This is a genomic window from Nisaea sp., assembly GCF_040217065.1.
Classification (GTDB): Bacteria; Pseudomonadota; Alphaproteobacteria; order Thalassobaculales; family Thalassobaculaceae; genus Nisaea.
The window spans coordinates 515,523-534,983 of the sequence record NZ_JAVJNX010000004.1 but is presented as its reverse complement, the minus strand read 5'-3'; the positions used below and the strand labels follow the sequence as shown (position 1 = coordinate 534,983).

16 protein-coding genes and 1 tRNA gene are annotated in these 19,461 nt (G+C 62.1%); 8 read left to right on the top strand and 9 right to left on the bottom strand.

All coding sequences use genetic code 11. The features are described 5' to 3' along the window. Window position 1: 1 nt before the first annotated feature. Both nudC and RH950_RS04030 read right to left on the bottom strand, forming a co-directional pair. Window positions 2–958 (bottom strand): NAD(+) diphosphatase, encoded by a 957-nt coding sequence (nudC, locus tag RH950_RS04035; protein ID WP_350053953.1) that lies wholly within the window; start codon window positions 956–958, stop codon window positions 2–4. Window positions 959–1,040: 82 nt separating this feature from the next. Beyond that, window positions 1,041–1,832: a phosphodiesterase gene (locus RH950_RS04030; RefSeq protein WP_350053951.1), complete on the bottom strand. Its 792-nt coding sequence runs from the start codon at window positions 1,830–1,832 to the stop codon at window positions 1,041–1,043. Window positions 1,833–2,028: 196 nt separating this feature from the next. Here RH950_RS04030 and RH950_RS04025 point away from each other — a divergent pair, with 196 nt between their 5' ends. From RH950_RS04025 to RH950_RS03995, 7 genes are all read left to right on the top strand, one after another. Continuing rightward, window positions 2,029–2,631, top strand: coding sequence for a superoxide dismutase (locus RH950_RS04025; protein WP_350053949.1), 603 nt, complete (start codon window positions 2,029–2,031; stop codon window positions 2,629–2,631). Window positions 2,632–2,771: 140 nt separating this feature from the next. Further along, window positions 2,772–3,842 (top strand): 2OG-Fe(II) oxygenase family protein, encoded by a 1,071-nt coding sequence (locus RH950_RS04020; protein ID WP_350053947.1) that lies wholly within the window; start codon window positions 2,772–2,774, stop codon window positions 3,840–3,842. A gap of 51 nt (window positions 3,843–3,893) precedes the next feature. Further along, complete coding sequence (locus tag RH950_RS04015; RefSeq protein WP_350053945.1) at window positions 3,894–4,781, top strand: glycosyltransferase family 2 protein; 888 nt, start codon at window positions 3,894–3,896, stop codon at window positions 4,779–4,781. Between the two features lie 126 nt (window positions 4,782–4,907). Continuing rightward, window positions 4,908–7,475, top strand: coding sequence for a PAS domain-containing sensor histidine kinase (locus RH950_RS04010; RefSeq protein ID WP_350053943.1), 2,568 nt, complete (start codon window positions 4,908–4,910; stop codon window positions 7,473–7,475). A gap of 173 nt (window positions 7,476–7,648) precedes the next feature. After that, window positions 7,649–8,059 carry a hypothetical protein gene (locus RH950_RS04005; RefSeq protein WP_350053941.1) on the top strand — a complete coding sequence of 137 codons (411 nt, stop codon included), beginning with the start codon at window positions 7,649–7,651 and terminating at the stop codon, window positions 8,057–8,059. A gap of 70 nt (window positions 8,060–8,129) precedes the next feature. Beyond that, window positions 8,130–8,675 carry a PAS domain-containing protein gene (locus RH950_RS04000; protein ID WP_350053939.1) on the top strand — a complete coding sequence of 182 codons (546 nt, stop codon included), beginning with the start codon at window positions 8,130–8,132 and terminating at the stop codon, window positions 8,673–8,675. Window positions 8,676–8,737: 62 nt separating this feature from the next. After that, window positions 8,738–8,944, top strand: coding sequence for a hypothetical protein (locus tag RH950_RS03995; protein ID WP_350053937.1), 207 nt, complete (start codon window positions 8,738–8,740; stop codon window positions 8,942–8,944). Between the two features lie 78 nt (window positions 8,945–9,022). On the opposite strand, the gene RH950_RS03990 is transcribed toward RH950_RS03995, so the two are convergent. The 3 genes from RH950_RS03990 to dctP form a co-directional block, all read right to left on the bottom strand. Continuing rightward, window positions 9,023–10,300: a TRAP transporter large permease gene (locus RH950_RS03990; RefSeq protein ID WP_350053935.1), complete on the bottom strand. Its 1,278-nt coding sequence runs from the start codon at window positions 10,298–10,300 to the stop codon at window positions 9,023–9,025. After that, window positions 10,300–10,809, bottom strand: coding sequence for a TRAP transporter small permease subunit (locus tag RH950_RS03985; RefSeq protein ID WP_350053933.1), 510 nt, complete (start codon window positions 10,807–10,809; stop codon window positions 10,300–10,302). The genes RH950_RS03990 and RH950_RS03985 overlap by 1 nt, the downstream gene beginning before the upstream one ends. Before the next feature lie 91 nt (window positions 10,810–10,900). Further along, entirely contained in the window at window positions 10,901–11,893 is a 993-nt protein-coding gene (gene dctP / locus RH950_RS03980; protein WP_350053931.1) for a TRAP transporter substrate-binding protein DctP, read from the bottom strand. Between the two features lie 339 nt (window positions 11,894–12,232). Between dctP and RH950_RS03975 the strand changes: the two genes are divergently transcribed. Next, window positions 12,233–12,631, top strand: a complete 399-nt coding sequence (locus RH950_RS03975; RefSeq protein WP_350053929.1) for a DCC1-like thiol-disulfide oxidoreductase family protein — start codon at window positions 12,233–12,235, stop codon at window positions 12,629–12,631. A gap of 179 nt (window positions 12,632–12,810) precedes the next feature. On the opposite strand, the gene RH950_RS03970 is transcribed toward RH950_RS03975, so the two are convergent. The 4 genes from RH950_RS03970 to RH950_RS03955 form a co-directional block, all read right to left on the bottom strand. Next, a complete protein-coding gene (locus RH950_RS03970; protein WP_350053927.1) occupies window positions 12,811–14,439 on the bottom strand; it encodes an FMN-binding glutamate synthase family protein in 1,629 nt (542 codons plus the stop codon). 91 nt (window positions 14,440–14,530) lie between these two features. Next, window positions 14,531–15,430: a hypothetical protein gene (locus RH950_RS03965; protein ID WP_350053925.1), complete on the bottom strand. Its 900-nt coding sequence runs from the start codon at window positions 15,428–15,430 to the stop codon at window positions 14,531–14,533. Between the two features lie 196 nt (window positions 15,431–15,626). Beyond that, a complete protein-coding gene (locus RH950_RS03960) occupies window positions 15,627–19,022 on the bottom strand; it encodes an FkbM family methyltransferase (RefSeq protein ID WP_350053923.1) in 3,396 nt (1,131 codons plus the stop codon). A 268-nt stretch (window positions 19,023–19,290) separates the two neighbouring features. Then, window positions 19,291–19,367, bottom strand: a tRNA-Arg gene (locus RH950_RS03955). Between the last annotated feature and the right edge of the window lie 94 nt (window positions 19,368–19,461).

The following is a 19,461-nucleotide window of genomic DNA, read 5'->3' as shown; positions in this document are numbered from 1 at the left end:
CTCAGGCGTCCCCGGCGAGCCAATCCTCGATCAGACGGCGGGCGATGGAATCCTTGCTCGGCAGACCCTTGCCGAGGGCGCGGAAATTCATCAGCTCGTCCCGGGTGAACCACTGGGCGTCTTCCAGCTCGTCATCGTGCCGGATGATCTCGGTGGTCTTTGCCTCGGCATGGAACCCGAGCATGATCGAGGCCGGGAACGGCCAGGGCTGGGAGGAGTGATAGCGCACGTCGCGCACCTCAACACCGGTCTCTTCAAACACCTCGCGGGCAACGGCCTCTTCCAGTGTTTCGCCGGGTTCGACGAAACCGGCGAGGGTGGAATAGCGCCCTTCCGGCCAGACCGCCTGGCGCCCGAGCAGGGCTTTATCTCCGGCCGCGTCATGCACCAGCATGATGACGGCGGGATCGGTGCGCGGGAATGCCGGGGTGTTGCAGGCCTCGTTCGTGCAGCTGCGCTGGTGCCCGCCTTTCGCGATCCGGGTGGCTGAGCCGCAGACGCCGCAGAAGCGGTGCCGCTGGTGCCAGTGCATCAGGCCGCGGGCATAGGCGAGAACGGAGCCTTCGAAACGTTCCAGAACCGGGCCGACCTGCCGCAGGTCCATGAATGCGCCGGTGCCGTTGACAGCGGCGGCCGCGTCCTCCTCTTCAAGGTGCGAGAGGTCGACGGCGACATGCGCCGCGCCATTCCGGGTGCCGAGGTAGATGACGGTCTCGGAGCGTTCGACCAGGACAGCGAACTCCCGCGCGCTCAGCAGGGAGGCGGCAGGGTTTTCACTTTCCGCGCCGACGACGAGCGAGCGGCTGCGCCAGACCGGCACCAGACGGGTCGCGGCATCGCTGACAAGGTTTTCCAGCCAGCCCTCGTCCTCGCGGAGATGAGCGCTGCGGTCGAGGCCGCTGAAACCGTAGATGTTCGGCTGGCGGCGGGTGAGGTCGAGGGGATATTTATGAGACATGGCGCCGGAGTTTACACACTCCGGCGGGCACGGCAATCACGGGTTGCTGACTGCTCCAGGGATCTGTCCGCGTTTTAGGGACCTAGCCGCTTTCATGCACGCATTCAAACGCGCCGACCGGCACCTGATGCACGGAGAGCCCCGCTCCGTCCTGCCAGTGCAGGAGCTGGATCTGCGGTGGTTCCATGAAGACCTTGAAGCCCGGCCGGTGGGCCAGGTCGAGACCGATCTGGTGAGCGGTCGAGGAGCAGATATTGGCCATTGTTCCGGCCCAGCTGCGGTGCATCGAACGATGAAAGTGGCCGGCCAGGACGATTTCGACATTGTTGAATTCCGCGATCACCGCGCCGATGGCATCGCCGTCCCGGCAGCCGATCTCGTCCATCTTCGCACCGGTCGGAAAAGGCGGGTGATGCAGCATGACGATGGCGGGCTTGCCGGAGAGGGTGGCCAGCGTTCCGCCAAGCCAGTCGCACTGTCCCGCGCTGAAGGTGCCGTAAGGCTCTCCCTCTTCGAGGGTGTCCAGCGCGACGAGCGTGAGAGCACCGAGATCGACGGCGTAGTCGAGCGGTCCGGCGACGGGCATGTAGCCGTCCTGGGCGAAGGCCGCGCGCATCGGCTCGCGCGCATCGTGGTTTCCGGGGATGACGTAGACCGGCATGCCGAGCGGCGCGACCATTTCGCGGAACAAGGCGTATGAGCCGGGCGTGCCGTCTTCCGAGATGTCCCCGGCGACGAGAAGGGCGTCCGGTTGCGGCGTCAGGGCGGCTATCGTGGCGATGGCGCGCTCAAGATAGGCCCTGGTGTCTATCGTGCCGTAGGCCGGGACGCCGCCATCCATCAAATGCATATCGGTGATCTCGGCCAGCAGCATGCCCGTATCCTCTCATTTCTGAAGCAATTGCACGGGTCTATTCCCCGCTTGTCCAGTTTCTTTCCCTTTGCATTTCGCCGAATGTGACTTAAGTCACGTTATCAAGGGATCCGGTGTTTATACGTGGATGGTGCGCCATCCGCACGTCCTGCTGTCGGGTTCCGGCGAGATCAACAAGCGAGAACAGGAGAGCGAAATGGCCCTCGAACTGCCAGCCCTTCCCTACGATTACGAAGCGCTTCAGCCGTACATGTCGAAGGAAACACTCGAGTTTCACCACGACAAGCACCACCAGGCATATGTCACCAACGGCAACAAGCTGCTGGAAGGCACCGGTCTTGAGGGCAAATCCCTCGAGGAGATCGTGCAGACCGCCTACAAGGAAAAGATGGCCGGCCTGCTGAACAATGCGAGCCAGCATTGGAATCACCTGCAGTTCTGGCAGATGATGAAAAAGAACGGCGGCGGCGCGATCCCCGGTGCGCTGGAAAAGAAGATCATCGAGGACCTCGGCTCGGTCGCCGATTTCCAGGCTGCCTTCATCGAGGCGGGTGTCACCCAGTTCGGCTCCGGCTGGTGCTGGCTGGCCATGGGCAGCGACGGCAAGCTCAAGGTCACCAAGACCCCGAACGGCGAAAGCCCGATGGCCTATGGCGAGACCGTTCTGCTGGGCTGCGACGTGTGGGAGCATTCCTACTACATCGATTACCGCAACCGCCGTCCCGACTACGTGAAGGCCTTCATCGAGAACATGGTGAACTGGGACTATGTCGGAGAGCTGTTCGCCAAGGCGAGCTGATCCGGCAAGACCCTGCACTGAATTGCAACGGGCCCGCCATCGGCGGGCCCGTTTGCATTTGCCGGGCATGCTCTTGGAGGCTTGCTTTCCGAGTCTGAATCGGCACACTTCGGGCGACAAAACCACCATGAGGCTGGACCATGTCCATGCAGACCGGAAGTGCGATCCGCAAAGTCGAGCAGGGCGATATCGCGGCGCCTGTGACGCTCCCCCGCTGCGCCGGGGCGGAGTTCAACCTGCTCGCGGACGAGGTGTCCGGCGATTTCAATATTCTGGTTCTGCTGGGGCACGACGCATCGGCGAACAAGGCTGCGGCTTTGGCCTACGAGGCCGTGCGCGACCGGTTCGCGCAGCACCATGCGCAGATCTACTATGTGGCACCGGGCAAGAAGAAACCGGCCCTGCCGAAACCGGTTGCCGACGCGTCGATCCTGATGGATGCAGACGGCAAGACCTTTGCCGCCTTCGGGCAGCAGGCGCCGTTCGGCCGGCCGCTCAATGCCGGCCCGGCGACCGTCCTGATCGCACCGAACCGGCACATCCTCAGATTGCTCGATGCGGACCAGCCGGATCACCCCGAGACTGTCGGCCGCGTCCTGGAGGCCCAGTCGGCGCTGCGGGCCGAGCAGCCATACCGCATGCACCCGCCGGTGCTGCTGGTGCCGGATGTCTTCAGCCCGGCCGACTGCGCGCACCTGATGAGCGTCTATGCCATGCAGGGCCAGGAATATGTCGAGCCGGGGCACAACACGCTGCAGAACCGGACCACGGACTGCAAGATGCGGATCCCGGAATATGGCCGCGGCGACCGGATCGATCACTGGGTCATCAATCCGGAGACGCAGAACTATATCGATGAGCGGATTTCCAGCCGGCTGCTGCCCGAGCTGGCGAAGTCATTTCACTACAAGGTCACCCGCCATGAGCGCTACCGCATTGCCTGCTACGAGGGCGAACGCGGCGGCCGCCTGCACGGTCACCGGGACAATACGGACCCGATGGTCGCCTATCGCCGCTTCGCCGTGACCATCAATCTGAATTCCGATCAGTATGAGGGCGGCGAGATCTGGTTTCCCGAATTCAGCGAGCAGTCCTACAAGCCGCCGGCAGGGGCAGCCATCGTCTTCTCCTGCTCGCTGCTGCATGAAGTGCTGCACATGCGCAAGGGCCGCCGTTTCGCGCTCCTCGGCTTCCTCTTCGGCCAGAGCTGACCGGCAGGGCTGAACCTCACACCTCCCGTTTCACAAGCTACAGGACCCGTCGTGCCGCTCAAAATCTCTGTCTACGTGCCGTGCTACAATGCCGAGCGGACCATCGGGGCGTGCCTCGCATCGCTGATCGCGCAACGCCGCAAGCCGGATGAAATCCTGCTGGTTGATGACGGCAGCACGGATCGCTCGCTTGATATTGCCAAGCGCTACCCCGGCGTCAAAATCATCCAGCATGCGGTGAACAAGGGGCTGGCAACCGCGCGGAATTCCGGCATCCGCTTCAGCAAGGGCGATCTGGTCGCATCGATCGATTCGGACTGCGCCGCCGACCCGTTCTGGCTTCAAATCCTTGAAGCGGAAATGGAACGCAATCCGGCGCTTAGCGGGGTCGCCGGTGCTGTCAATGAGTCGGAGCGCGGAACAATACCGGACCGCTGGCGCACCTACCATATGGCGCAACATTATGGAAAGAAGGTTGTCGAAAATCCCCGCTTTCTGTTTGGTGCGAACACTGTTTTCCGGCGGGGCGCGCTGGAGACGGCGGGGTCCTACCCATCGAATCTCCGCACGAACGGGGAAGATCTCGAGATTTGCAAACGGATCTACATGCGCGTGCCGGACGCGCAGCTGCGGTACCAGCCGAAAGCCTATGTCCACCATCTCCGCCGGGACACGTTTCGCTCCCTCGCCAACACCTACTGGCGGTATCAGACCTATGTGAGCTGGGCCCGGCCGGCGCCGCGAAACATCGGCCGAACCGCGCGGCAGACAGGAAGACTGCTGAAGCAGCTTTGGTGTCATCAGCTTGTCTGGGATCTCCGGCAAAAGCGGAGAGAGGGATTGCTGATCGCTCTCTATTTCAGTTTTGTGCTGCCCTGGCTGCAGATCAAGCAGCATTTGAAAAACCAGAAGGACTGCAAAACCAAACCATCCGGATGACCTGTCAGGACGAAACAGAACGAGTGTTAGAAATTTATTCAGTATTCGAATGATTAAATCATCTTCATAGAATTCATCTGAAGGATTTACGTCCGGCACTCACAAAGGCCCTGTCCGATGCACCGATTGTCACTCCTGGCTGGCGGTCTGATTTTTGCCCTGGTCTCCGTCCTTGCGCTCGGGTGGGGGGAGATCTGGCAAATCGGGCCGGAATTCCTGATAGCCTGCACGGTTCTGGCAGTGGCGGCGCTCGGTTCCATCGTGGTCGTTGCTGTGTGGGCGGGGCGTGCGGAAAGCGTCCTTCTGGATCTGCGCAACTCGGAATTCCAGCTTGCCGCCCTGTTCGAGCATTCCCCAATCTGCATGAATCTGAAAGATCCGGACGGCAAATATCTGATGGTGAACCAGGCCTATTGCGACTGGTTCGGCAAATCCGCTGAGGAGGTTATCGGCAAGAGCGGAGCCGCCGTCATGCAGAGCTCAACAGAAGCTTCGGCTGACATCCAGTCGCTGGAGGAAATCGTTGCCGAGACCGGGCGCGCCGCGACCCGGGAGGTCCAGGTTGTGCGCTCCGGGAAGACCCATCAGCGGGTTCTCGTCAAGTTCCCGGCGATCAATGACAAAGGCGACGTTGTCGGCCTCGGCACCATCGCTTTCGACATGACAGAGCAGAAGGCGGCGGAGGCCGCACTCTCGGAGGAGCGGAAGCGGGCGTCCCGGCTGGAGGTAATTCTCAGGGAAGCGATCATGGCGATGCCGGCGGCGTTTGCTGTTTTTGACGATTCCGATCGTCTGGTCATCTGCAACAGGGAATACGCCCGGTTCAATCCGTCGTTCCGGAACGATCCGGACATCGCCATCGGCATGAGCTTTCGCCAGATTCTTTCGGAGGTCATCGAAAGCGGGATGATCACCGATGTCGAGCCGGATCACTATGAATCGTTTGCAGAAAACCGGATGCAACGGCACCGGGAAGCCTCCGGTACGCCGTTCGAGCAGAGGCTTGGCGACAGGATTTGCCAGACCATCGAAAGCAAGATGCCGTATGGCGGCATTATCGTGCTGCGGCAGGATGTGACCGACCGGAGGCGGCTTGAGCAGGAGCATCAGGAAACCGAGGACCTGCTGCGCAATCTTTTCGACAATCTCAGCCATGGCATCATGATCCGGGATCGCGAGACCCGTCTGATCAGGGCCAACAAAGCGGCGCTCCGTCAAATCGGCTGCGAAGCCAGCGAGGTGATCGGCAAGACCAGTGCGGAAATGTTCGCCCTTCTCGGCATCGAGGATTCCACTGGCGATGTTTCGGAGCGGGAGCGCGCAATGATGGCGCGGCGCGAGACAGACGATGACCTGATCTCGCGAACTGGTCCGGATGGCATGCCACAGCACCTGAGAATCAGCCGGTTCCCGCTCATCGACAGGAATGACGAAGTCCAGGGACTGGGCGTTCTGCGCTACGATGTGACCGAGTTGATCCAGACACAGAAGGCCCTGGAATTCTCGAAGGACAACCTTGAGAAAGCGATCCTCGAGCAGACAGAGGAATTGCGGGTTGGCGAGCGGCGCTTCCGCATTCTGGCGCATGCATCGGCAGACTGGTTCTGGGAATGCGACGAAAACCTTCGCTTCACATACCTGTCCGAGAATTTTCCCGTTCCCGGCGGGAGGCCGCATTCCTCCCTGATCGGACTCAGTCTTGCCGAGTATCACGCGTTGCTGACAAACGAAGATCCCGAGATCAGCCAGAAACTGCTTTCCGCGTTCGACGCGCGCGAACAGGTCCGTGACTTCGAAGCGCGCCGCAATGTGACGGGCACCGAGGGATATTACCGCATCAGCGCGATTCCGCTGTTCAAGAACGGCGTATTCGAAGGCTATGCCGGGGCCTCGACCGACATTTCCGAATTGCATCAGACCCGGGAGAGCCTGGTTGAATCCGAGCGCATGGCGTCGCTTGGCTCCATGGTCGCGGGGATTGCGCACGAGATAAACACGCCGGTCGGAATCTGCGTCACGGCGGGAACAGCCGTGTTGCGGTCTGCGCAATTACTGCAGGAGGGAATTGCGGCCGGCGGTCTGAAGCGGAGTGAGTTCGACGCGGGGCTGAAAACAATCATCGAAGGGATGAATCTTGTCGAGTCCAATCTGGCGCGGGCGGCCAGACTGATCTCAAGTTTCAAGAGTGTTGCTGTCGATCAGACCAGTGAAGCCGAGCGGAGCTTCAATCTCGTCGCCTATCTTCAGGATATAACCGACAGTCTCAGCCCCCATCTGAATCCCAGGAATGTCTCGGTCGTGATTGCGGGACCGGATGACATGGTGCTGAAGAGCTATCCCGGGGCCTTTGCCCAGATCGTCACGAATCTGGTGATGAACTCCCTGCTGCATGGCTTTGCAGGACGGGATCGGGGCAACATCGTGGTTGAGGTTTCCGAGGAAAGCGGCCTCGGTGAACTGCGCTATACGGATGACGGGATCGGCATGGATGAGGAAACGGTAAAGAGGATATTCGATCCGTTCTTCACGACGAAACGAGGGCAAGGCGGCAGCGGTCTCGGAATGCACATCCTGTTCAATCTGGTCTCCCAGGTCCTCCGGGGAACTGTTCGCTGCAGGAGTACACCTGGAGAGGGCGTTGAGGTTTCCATCCGGTTTCCCGTGGTCGCGCCGGAGACCGATTCGATCGACTGACAGGAGTCGGGCGGCGGGCCGGCAGCGAGGGTCGGGCTGCCGGGCCGCGGTGATCGCCCGGACGCGCGTTGAAGTCTGGAATTGTTGCCGATTTCCCGTTCGACCTGCCGAACGGTATTGCGCATATTATGCTGTGTCATTATTCTGGTAAAAAAAACATGGATTAATGGCGCGTGATAGAGACAGAGCTTGTTTATCGGGACGGCTTTCAGTTCCTGAAAATAGAGGTTCGGGGAATTCTGTCGGGCGCCGTCGTCGTCGCGGGCATGGAAGCGCTCAACGCCTATAAGGAATATCGGGCCGGAATGCCGGTATTATGGGATCTTCGCGAGGCGGATCTGTCGCAGTACACAACGGCGGAGATGGAGATTTCCAACCGGTTTTTCGAGCGCTTTCCCGAACGCCGCAACACGAAATCGGCAAGCCTCGTCGCTGATCACGGAGCGATGCTGTTGTCGCGCCTCTGGGCAGTCTACGATCGGGACAGGTTTCCGCAGCAGCGCAAGGCATTCTTCCACCTCGAAGACGCGCTTGCATGGATTGCTCCCGAACCGGACGAACGGGATCTCGACGCAGAGGCCTGAATTGCGACGCTGCTGACAGAATGATGGAATGCTCGGTATCGTGGCGGGCCGGCGTAATGGGAGAGTGTGTTTGGAATCTCGTCTCGACGGCATGCTGGCGAAAATCTTCCCGGAACCGGCGCCGGAAAATCTGATCGCTTTCGCCCGTTACTGGATCCAGCGACGGCAAGGACGCCGGATGCCGAGGATGCGCGACATCGATCCGGTGCAGATCCCCTGGGCATTATCGCGCATTTTCGTGCTCAGCCGGCAGCAGGGGGGGCGATTCGGCTATCATCTGGTCGGTGATGCCATGGATCAGATGCTCGGATCGCGGCTGAAGGGCAAGACGGCATTCGACATCTTCGAGCCCGGCTATGCGCTTCACACGGATCAGCGGTGGGAAAGGGCGGCGGGGGAACAGCAGATTTGCTTCACGGTTTCTTCGCACCTGACAGCGGGAAACGTGCCGCGGACGTCGAGTCGCATCATGCTGCCGCTTTCGGAGGATGATGAGAGCGTCCACCGCCTGATCGGTCTGGCGCATTTCGCCCTTCCGACGGCGCGGGACCCGCCGGAACAGCACAACTGGGATGACCGGTCGGTGCACTGGACCAGCATCCTGTCCCTTGACTGACCCTGGTTCCGTTACAAGGCTGGTCTCGGACGACGGCGACGCCGTCAATTGAGGGAATGGGTGTGATCTCGAAACCGCTCCTGGCATTCCTGATTCTGGTGTTTGCGTCCTTGCCGGCCGCAGCGTCTCCCTGCACCGAAGAGGACCGGGAATACGCGGAGTTCCGGGACAATTACTATGAGCCGGAGGAGGCATACGCGTTCGGTGCCGCGCTGCAGCCCTGCCGGTTGGCGCGGCTTCATGCTCGGACGCGGGATGATCTGGTATGACATGACGGATTCGGGCTGGCGCATCACCGCGCTCAACCGTTGGAATGCGGCCGCTGACTGTGTCCCGGAAAGGACTGCTCAGCGCATCAGCTGGTAGGGAATGTACAGCGCCAGATCCGGCCAGAACCAGAGCAGCACGGCCGTCGCCAGCATGATGACGGCAAACGGCACGGCGCCCCGGGCGACATCCTGCAGGCTGGCCTTGCCGACCGCCTGGATGACGAACAGGTTCATGCCCACCGGCGGGGTGATCAGCGCGGTCTCGATCAGCACGACGAAGAAGATGCCGAACCAGATCGGGTCGATATCCATGTTGAGCACGGCCGGCAGCATGACCGGCACCATGATCAGCAGCATCGACAGGCTTTCCAGGAAAAAGCCCATGATCAGCAGCACCGAGCCGACCGCCAGCATGAAGAGGGCGGGGTTGGTGATGTTCTGGGTCAGCAGCGCCGAGATGCTCTGCGGGATCAGGTAAAGCGTGATGGCATAGGAGAACACCTTGGCGCCGGCGACGATGATCAGCACCATCACCGACGTCCGCAGCGAGCCCTCGACGGCTTCCTTCAGCTTCGCCCAGTCCATCCGGCCCATGGCGAAGGTGATGGCGAGTGCCATGACAAACCCGAGCCCAGCGCTTTCCGACGGCGTGGCAATGCCGAGATAAATCGAGCCGACCACGGCGGTGGCCAGCAGGATGGTCGGCAGGGCCCCGAGCGTGCTGCTGCCGCGCACGCGCCAACTGGCCTTTTCAACCGGCTGGTAGGCGCCGGAGAACCGGGCGTGGACCATGCCGTAGACGGTGAAGGTGGCTGCCAGGAACAGGCCGGGGCCGATGCCGGCCAGGAACAGGGTGGGGATCGAGGATTCGGAAATCACGCCGTAGATGATAAGCGGGATGGAGGGCGGAATCAGGATCCCGAGGGTGCCGCCGGCGGCGAGCATGCCGAAGACGAAGCGCCTGTCATAGCCGCGCGCCACCATTTCCGGAATGGCGACGGTGCCGATGGTCGCGGCGGTCGCGACGGAGGAGCCGGAGATGGCCGAGAACAGGGTGCAGGACAGGATGGTCGCCACCCCGAGTCCGCCCGGCCAGTGGCCGACCCAGCTCTGCACGGCGGCATAGAGATCGCGGCCGACCCCGCCCTTCAGCAGGACGTTCGACATCAGCAGGAACATCGGCACGGCCAGCAGCTCGAAGCTGTCCATGGAACCGTGCAGGCGCTGCGGCACCGCCACCATGGGCAGGCCCTTCAGGGCCAGCAGGATGATGCCGAGGCCGCCGAGGGCGAAGGCGACGGGCGTGCGCAGCAGCAGCAGTGCGACCAGGGCCGTCAGGATCAGGAAGGCTTCCATCAGTGCGCGCCTTCCAGCACATCGTCTTCGGGCAGATCCTCGGTCCAGACCCGGACGAGCTGGGCCAGGCCCTGCAGGACAAGCAGTGCGTTGCCGACCCAGACAGGGGCCTGGGTGAACCATTTCGGCGGGGCGAGATAGGTGTCGGTGGTGTGCCCGGCCAGGGTGTCGTGCAGCCAGAGCGAGAATCCGAAATAGATCGCGGTGCCGGCGAACAGGAACATCACCAGGATGGCGAAGCTCTCGGCCAGACGGCGCCGGAGCGTGTTCGGATCGCGCAGGATCAGCTCGATGGTGACCATCTCCCGGTGCTTCAGCACGAAGGCGGTGCCGAGATAGACCGTCCAGATCTGTATGATGCGGCTGACTTCGTCGACCCAGATGGTCGGCGCCGTGAACACATACCGCATGACGATCTCGAAGGTGATGAAGAAGCCGACGGCGACAAGGCTCCAGGCGCAGAGCTTGCCGGTGAACTCGGAAAGGGCATCAATCCACCGAACGAACATGCCGGGTCTCTCTCGCGTGCGCTTTGGTTGGGTGTAGGCCTGCCGGAAGCGTGAGCCGCCTCCGGCAGGAGATCAGATCCGGTCTACCGGATCACTTTGCGGCCTTGACCGCCTTGACGGCCGAGGCACCGGCATCGCCGGTTTCCTTGACGAAACGGTCGACGATGCTGGCGGTTGCCTGCGCCCAGGCAGCGCGCTGGGCGTCGGTCAGCGCGATGACGTTCATCTTGCCGCGGGCTTCCTCGACGGCGTCGGCCTGCTGGGCGAAGATCTGGTCGCGCAGCGTCTGCTCAACTTCCCGGGCCGCGTCGTTGATGATCTTCTTGTTGGCGTCGGACAGGCTCTCGTAGAAATCGTTGTTCATCACCACGACGAACTCGATGGCGCTGTCATAGGTCAGTGTCAGGTGATCCATCACTTCATAGAGCTTGCGGGACTTCACGCCGGAGACGCCGGTCATGCCGACATCGACCGCGCCCTGCTGATAGGCCAGGAACTGCTTGGAGCCGGACATCAGGGTCGGGGCGCCGCCGAGGGCCTCGACGGTCCAGCCCTGGATCTTGCCGTAGGTCCGGACCTTCTTGCCCTTGATGTCGCCCGGCTCGACGATCGCCGCGTCCTTGCCGAGATAGACGTTCAGGCCATAGGCCTGCCACCACAGGATCTTGTTGTTGGTTTCCTTCAGGATCGCGGCGTCCAGCTCCTTGCGCATGGCGCTGTCCGGGGCCACGGCGGCACGGACATGGGCTTCGCTGTCGAAGATGAAGGGAATGGAGACGACGTCGACCGTCGGCACGGACCCGGCGAACCGGCCGATGAAAACGGAACCGGCCTCGATGGCACCGGACCCGACCGCGCTCGGCACTTCCTTGTCCTTGAACAGCTGGGCCGACGGGAACAGCTGGATCTTCAGGTCACCGCCGGATTTCTCCTCGACGATTTTCTTGAAGGCGAGCCAGTTCTGGCCGAGGGAATGCTTCTCCGGCAGCTGCAGCGTGACCCGGATGGTCGTCTCGGCAAAGGCCTGGACCGGCGCGGTCATCAGTGCCGCGGCGGCAACGGTCGCCAAAATCCAACGCTTCATGGTTTGCTCCTGATTTGGTGTTCTGTGTTTTGTCGAAAGGTTCGTTCAATTTGCGGTCCGTCTGGGCAACGGCCGCCTCCTGAAGAATAGGATTCGGGATGGTTCATATCCGAAATCGCACGCCGGTCAAACCGGTGTGATTAGAAGAACTCCCGTTCCGGAACGCCGGCTCTGGCCCCGCTGGTGAGTCCGTGACCTGCGTTTTTCGCCGGTGTCTTGTGCGGCCGCGACAAATCACCCGAAGCCGGACCTGGCCGTTCGATCTATAGTCCGGGCCATGGATATTTATCTGATCGTGAAGACCCTTCATATCTCCGCGCTGATGGTCGCGAAGCCTCTATGAACGCCGCGCCGGAGGGCTTCTGGCTGATCTATGACGGCGACTGCCCTGTCTGCCGCTCTACAGCCCATGCGATCTCGATCAGGAAACAATATGGCAGCATGACGCTGGTCGATGCCCGCACCGCTCCGGATCATCCGGTTTGCCGGAAAGCCAGCGCGGCGGGGCTCGATCTTGATGAGGGCATGGTCATTTTTGCGGATGGCGGCGTCTATCATGGCGCTGGCGCGATTTCGTTTCTGGCGACGTTCGGCGATCCCGGCAATTTGCTGACAAAGATGAGCAGGGCGGTGAACCGGTCGGCCCGCTTCTCCGCTTTCGCCTACGGCCTGCTGCGCGGGCTCCGGAACGTCCTGCTCCGGCTGCGCGGTATCGGGCGGATCGATAATCTCCATTGATCGTAGCGGCCGACGTCCCGACCGAAGGGTGATCGCAGCAGGGACCTTGCAAAGCCGGAATCACCGATGGCCTTGAACGGTTCGTTTCAACGTTGAGAAAATCGACCCAGCCTGTTCCCGGAAATCGCCTTTCAGCTGGTAGCCAACTGTGCCCCCGGACAGCATTTTCTTCCGCTGAACTAGGGCTGCTTCTCGGTCGCGGCAAGGACGCCGGATTTTCTCACATCCATCGCGTCGGCGGGGCGGAAGCTGTCCGCGCGTGCCAGGCGCCACGGCGCGGCGAAGGCATCCGGGCAGTCCGTCTCGAAGAGCTGCCCCGGTGCCAGCCGGTGATGCAGGATGCTGTCCGGATCGGTGGCCCGGATATGCAGGGTCTCGGGCCGGATCTGGCTCGGGTCGTCCAGTCCCATGGCGCCGAGCATCTCGGCGAAGCCGCGCAGGGTGTTGCCGTGGAAGTTTGCCACTCTCCTGTACTTGTCCTCGACCACGAGGCCGCGCTGGCGCGTCGGGTCCTGGGTGGCCACGCCGGTCGGGCAGCGGTTGGTATGGCAGGCCCGGGCCTGGATGCAGCCGATCGCGAACATGAACCCCCTTGCCGCATTGCACCAGTCGGCGCCGAGCGCCAGGGCGGCCGCCATGTCCGCGCCGGAGATGATCTTGCCGCTGGCACCGATGCGGATATGCTCGCGGATACCGGCGCCGACAAGCGTCATATGGACGAAATGCAATCCTTCGCGCAGCGGCATGCCGAGGCTGTTGGTGAATTCCACGGGCGCCGCGCCGGTGCCGCCTTCCTTGCCGTCGACGACGATGAAGTCGGGGTAGGTTTCGGCCGCGATCATCGCCTTGCAGATGGCCATGAATTCATGCGGGTGGCCGACGCACAGCTTGAAGCCGACCGGCTTGCCGCCGGACAGGCGGCGCAGCTCGGCAAGGAAGGCCACCAGCGCGTCCGGTGTCGAGAAAGCGGGATGGGCTGACGGCGAGACGCAATCCTTTCCCATCGGGATGCCGCGTGTCTTGGAGATTTCGGGTGTGATCTTGGACGCGGGCAGGACGCCGCCATGACCGGGTTTCGCGCCCTGGGAGAGCTTGAGCTCGACCATCTTGACCTGGGGGTCGGCGGCCGTCGCGGCGAATTTCTCCGCATCGAACATACCGTCTTCCGTGCGGCAACCGAAATAGCCCGAGGCGATCTGCCAGATCAGGTCGCCGCCATAGCGGCGATGGTGCGCTGAGATCGATCCCTCGCCGGTGTCGTGGGCGAAGCCGCCGGCGGCGGCACCCCGGTTCAGCGCCTGTATCGCGTTGGCGCTGATCGCGCCGAAGCTCATGCCGGAGACATTGAGCAGGGAGATGTCATAGGGCTGCGTGCAGTCCGGCCCGCCGACACGGCGCCGGAAGTTCAGCCGGTCCAGATGTATCGGCGCCAGGGAATGCGTGAAGTAACTGTAGCCCGCCTTGTAGACGTCCATTTGCGTGCCGAAGGGCACGGTTTCCTGCTCCTGCTTGGCGCGCTGGTAGACAAGCGAGCGCTGTTCCCGGTTGAAGGGATAGGCGTCGGCGTCGCTTTCGATCAGGTATTGCCGGATTTCCGGGCGAATGCCCTCGAACAGCCAGCGCATATGGGCCAGGACCGGATAGTTGCGCAGCAGGCTGTGGCGGCTCTGAAGCAGGTCCCGGATGCCGAGCAGCGTCAGCGGTCCGGCGACGGCGAGGATCACCCATCCCCACCAGATACCGGCGAGTCCGAGACCGCACGAGACGACTGCCGCGGCGATGACCGCAGCGAAGAAAGCAAAACGCATCTGGATTTCTCTCCCGCGCTGATACCGGCCCCGCAGCCGAGAGTAGACCTTGATCACGTCGCCGGAAAGGCTGGATCACAGGTCCGGACATCTAGGGCACGACATCGGTTACGACGTGCGACTCAATCAGTTCAGGCAATGCCGGGTACCACATGTCCGAGGGCTGGCTGTCGAACATCATGTCCAGGAACCAGGCAGCAACCCCGGCCTGAAGAAAAATCGCGCGGTCTCGCTCTTGTTCCCGCGAGGGGTCTGCATTCAGGACAGCGTAGTCGGCGTCAATCCGGTACTGGTGGAACCCAAGCTTGCCCCCTGACGCCAATTGTCGCTTGATCCCGCCAATGAAAACAGTCGTGCAGGCCGAACTGCATTCAGACATGACCAATGTGTTCAGACCATTCTGCCTGATGGTCTTCGACAACCCTCTGGCCTGGTAGATGTTGCCGCCGGTGCTGGCCAGAATGATCTGTTTTACATTCGGATACGCTTTGAGTTGGTGTTTGAGATGGTGCGCAATTCCAAGCTCCAATGAACCGGTCAAGGTCAGTGACAATCCATCGGATGTCGGCTCGATGCTGTATTTTCCGTCACGTTCAGCTTGAAGTCTTAGGCTATCCGGCACCGGAAGTGTCATATGCCAGGCATCGATCGCGTAGGTAATGACCCAGAACGAGGCTAGGACCAGGGCCAGCTGAGTGCCCCAGACCGGGGCCATATATCCCCCGGCGCGGATATGGGCCTCGGCGGCGCGAACGACCCCAACGGCCTGCCAGACAAATAGAACTCCATGAAAAAACAGAGCTAAAATCAGGACCAATACCTGATTGTCATGGAAATCCAGCCCCTTTCCGGGGCGAAGCAGTTCCTGCACCACCGACACCAGAACGCGAACCAAGACAAGATTGATCCAGAACGACCATGCAAGCCCATGTGCGCCGCGCCAGTGCCCGGTCAGGTATCGCCTGACTGTATGGATCAGTGTGCCCCTCATCGGATGAATGCGACTCGGTTTTCATGGATCGCTGACGGTTATCATCCTCGGCATTGTTTTGTGATGCAAACCTGACGCCGATTTGGGCTTGTGCCGGGGCGTTGGGCGTTATGTTCGCCAGACTGACGAGTAACGTGCGCGGTGGGAGCCCGCCATGACCGTCGCCCCGCCGGGAAAGGCCGAAAACCCGGGACGCTCATCGATCTTGGACCAGGCGCCACTTCTGTTCCCGCAGGCAGAGAAGGTTCTTCGGATCGTCGTCGATCCTGCAGGTGAAGCCCGCCTCTTCGATTGTCTTCACGGCGGCGACATTTTCCGGGTCCGACAGGTCGACCTCCATGCGGATCGACCGCAGCCGGCTGTCGGCCAGGGTCTTCGGCATGCCTGCGATGATCCGGTGTTCCAGCCCGTCGACGTCGATCTTTACATGGGTCGGAAAATCGATCTGCCCGCCGGAGATGAGATCGTCCAGACGATAGCCCTGGACGGCTTGACCGCTGCCCGTGCCCGGCGTCTGTGGCGCGGACGCGGCATCGAAAGCATGGGTCGCGGACCCGATTTCATTTGACGAGAGTGACAGCCGGCCTGCTTCCGTTTTGTCCGATAGTGCGATGTTAAGCGGCGTGACCAGATCACCGACCTTGTTCAAGGCGATGTTTCTCAGCAACTGTTCATAATTTGCGGAGAAGGGCTCGATGGAAAATGTGCGGCAGCGGCGGGTGACTGCGGCGGCAATGGAGAAGCTGCCGATATTGGCACCGATATCGAGAAAGACGTCTTCGTCGCGAAAGTGGGAAATCATCCGCAACAGTCCGGGTTCGTGCAGGAAAAAGTTGCGGAACCGCCATCTGGTGGACAGATTCGGAACGTGGAACAGCAGCTCGCGCCCGGCCAGCTGAACCTTTGCCATATTGGCATTGGTGACGATGGACCTGACCGGCTTGCCGAAAATCGGCTCAGCCGATCGCCTGGCGAAATGTTCGGAAAAACGGCTCAAGACATATCGGATCGGCGCGTCCTCTCCGATCCGCATGCACATGCCCTTCAGGATCACGCTCTTGAGAAAGGACGGGTTTGCCGGCCGGGGGGCTTTGTCTCCGTGAATCGGCGTGAATTTTTCGGTCAGCTCGGCATGCATTCTCGCAAGCCCGCCGGGGCCGTCCAGCAGCTGCACGATGAAGCTTTCGGTGCCGAACCTGGTGTCGATATCCTCGATCAATGCGCAGGCCATGTCCTGAAGAGACTCGCTTGGCGGTAAAATTTGTAGAGCGCTTTCAATGATATAGAGCGCTTCTGCATGGTTCCCGGCAGCCAGGCTGTCTTCAATAACCCTGATGCATTCAGCCTCGTTCGATCCTCCCGAACGCACCCGGTGGTAAAACCCGGACAGTTCTTCGGAAAGGATCAATCCGCCAGGGGCTTCCGGCCTTTGGTTGACAGGGTCGGTCTGCCCTGGCGGTTCCGGCAGGGCGCCGCCCGGGGAGGCTTGAGCCGGCGAAACGGGGTCGTTACCGAACATGGTGGTTGCCGCCTGACTTGCCGCTAAATCCCTGGCTGCCGCGTCTATGACAGGGCCCCAGTCACCGTCGGTTTCCTGGCGATACACCCGGGTGTTCGGATACCAGAGCGAATCTCGCCGCGTCAGGCCCCAGCGCCAGTCGGGTCTCGTCGGCAGCAGGACCCGGCAGGGCACTTCCAGCGCACCGGCTATGTGAACGGTGTTGTTCGGGGGGGCAATGACCAGATCCATGGCGGCGACCAGGGCAGCCAGGCCGTCGAGATCCTGTACCGGGTCGATTCCGTGATCGGCATCGATGGCGATGCCGGCCGCCTCGAACGCCGCCAGATCCTCGGCGCGGACGCTGTATTGCAGGGATACCAGGGCAACACCCTGCACCATCGCGATCCTGCGCCAGGCCTCCGGTGCGATGGTGCGTCTCTGCCCGGTCTTCGGCGCCTCGGAGCGCCATGTAATCCCGACCAGCCGTTTTCCCGGATGGCGGAATGACAGTTTCGCGCGCAGAGACATGACCCGGTCCTGATCGGGCACAAGCCAGGGTTCCGGTGTGGCCTGGCCTCCGCAGAAAAGTGCCAGTCGATCGGGCAGGTCGCCGATCGCGAGATGCATGTCGGCGCCGTGATGGTCTTCCACATCGCCCGTCGCGCTGTCGACGTCCGGCACCCCGATATCGGGAAAGGAGCGCTTGATCAGCGGCCGCAAGCGCGGTTCGGCGATGATTGTCAGCTGTGCGCACCGGCGTTCCATGTGTTTCAGCAGCATCAGGAACTGCACTTCGTCACCGATGCCCTGCTCGCCCCACAACAGCAGGTGACGGTCGCCGATCGCCTCGCCTGTCCATTCCGGAACGGCGAAATGCCGCTGGATCTTCCGGCCCTCGGCGGTTTCCAGGCGGCGCCTGTGCAGCTTCCAGCCCGGCTCGAATTTCTCCAGGCCCAGCAGGGCGAAAGCCGTGTTGTTCCGGGCCTGCGCCTGACTGTCCGAAATCAGGGTGGTGCGAATTCCGTATGTGACCTGTTTCTCGGGATCGCTGGCGAGGCCCGCCTCGGTGCAGAGGCGGAACCAGGTTTCGGGATTTCCGGGCTCGACGATCGCGCCGCGCCGCAGCCAGGTTTCGGTCCCCCGGCGCCCCGGGGCACGTGTCGCCGACACGGCCAGTTGGCCGTACGGCCCGGCGGCGTCGAGATCGAGCGCAATAGCCCGCCTGGCCCAGCGCGCTGCCTGCAACAGGCCGGCAATATCGCAGCATGCCGTCTGGTTCGCAGGGTCGATAAGGAGACCCCGCCGGCACGGCTGGATGGCATCCGCGTCCCGCTGGAGCTTCTGCAGCGCCCGCGCATGGTTCAGCCACGCTTCCGGGAGACCGGGTGCCGCGACCGTCGCCGCGGAGAACCATTCCTCGGCGCGTTCGAAATCGTCATCGTTGAACGCGATCAGGCCGAGATTGTTTCTTGCCGCCCCGCTGCGCGGTGCGATGCGAAGCGTGCGGGCAAAGAACTTTTTCGCCCCGTCGACATCACCGGCATCCATCAGCAGGTTGGCGAACAGGAAGATCCCGTCGCGGTGCGCCGGCGAGATCAGCAGCATGCGGCGAAACTGGTCCGTGGCCCGGGGCGTTTCCCCCGCCTGCTTCAGATACGCGCCATAGTCGAAGCGGATGGCGCTGCTCAACGGCGACAGGAATGTCAGCCGCTTCAGCAAACCGGGCCGGCCCGGCGAAAGGGCATTCCGCGCCAGTGCGCGGTCGGCTTCGCCTGTTCCGGGATCGAGCAGCACGGCCCGGCGGTAACTGGCGGCCGCCTGCGCCGGGCGGCGGGTCCGCTCAAATGCGGTGCCGAGTGTTGTCCAGGCCCCGGCCGATATCGGGGCCAGGGTGGCGGCTTCACTCAGACTGTCCGCCGCTTCCGCTGCCTTTCCGGCCTCAAGGCAGATGCTGCCGAGCAGTACCAGCGCCCGGAGACGACAGGGATCTCCCTTGGGCACCCGGCGGCAAAGACGGGCGGCACTGCTGTGGAAGCCCTCCCGGTATCGGCTCTCGGCGTCTTCGAGAAGGTTCAAGGAGGAGGTGCTCATAGTTCTGCCTGGTTCACGGAGCGTGCCCGGTCGGCGCGGCCTTCGGCGATGGGGAGAAACCTATATCGGACAGGTTTCCGATGTCTCTCGAAAATCCAAACGCACGCATGCAGGCACAGAGGCGCCGCCGGGAGCGACCGCCGTCACATCACAGACAGTATGATGGCATGGATAGTCTTTAACTGCAGTTAACCAGGGGCGTTCGCCGAGCGAATATCACCGCCGGGTTTTCCGGCAGAAAGGATTCGGAGCTCTGGACTGAAAAGATTGGTGCACCCGACAAGATTCGAACTTGTGACCTCTGCCTTCGGAGGGCAGCGCTCTATCCAGCTGAGCTACGGGTGCATACCGGGTGCCGGGCGGAAGCCGCACGGCTGAGCGAGCGGAAACTACCCTCGGGCGCAATTTGGTGCAAGGGGAAAGCGCTGGTCCGTATTGT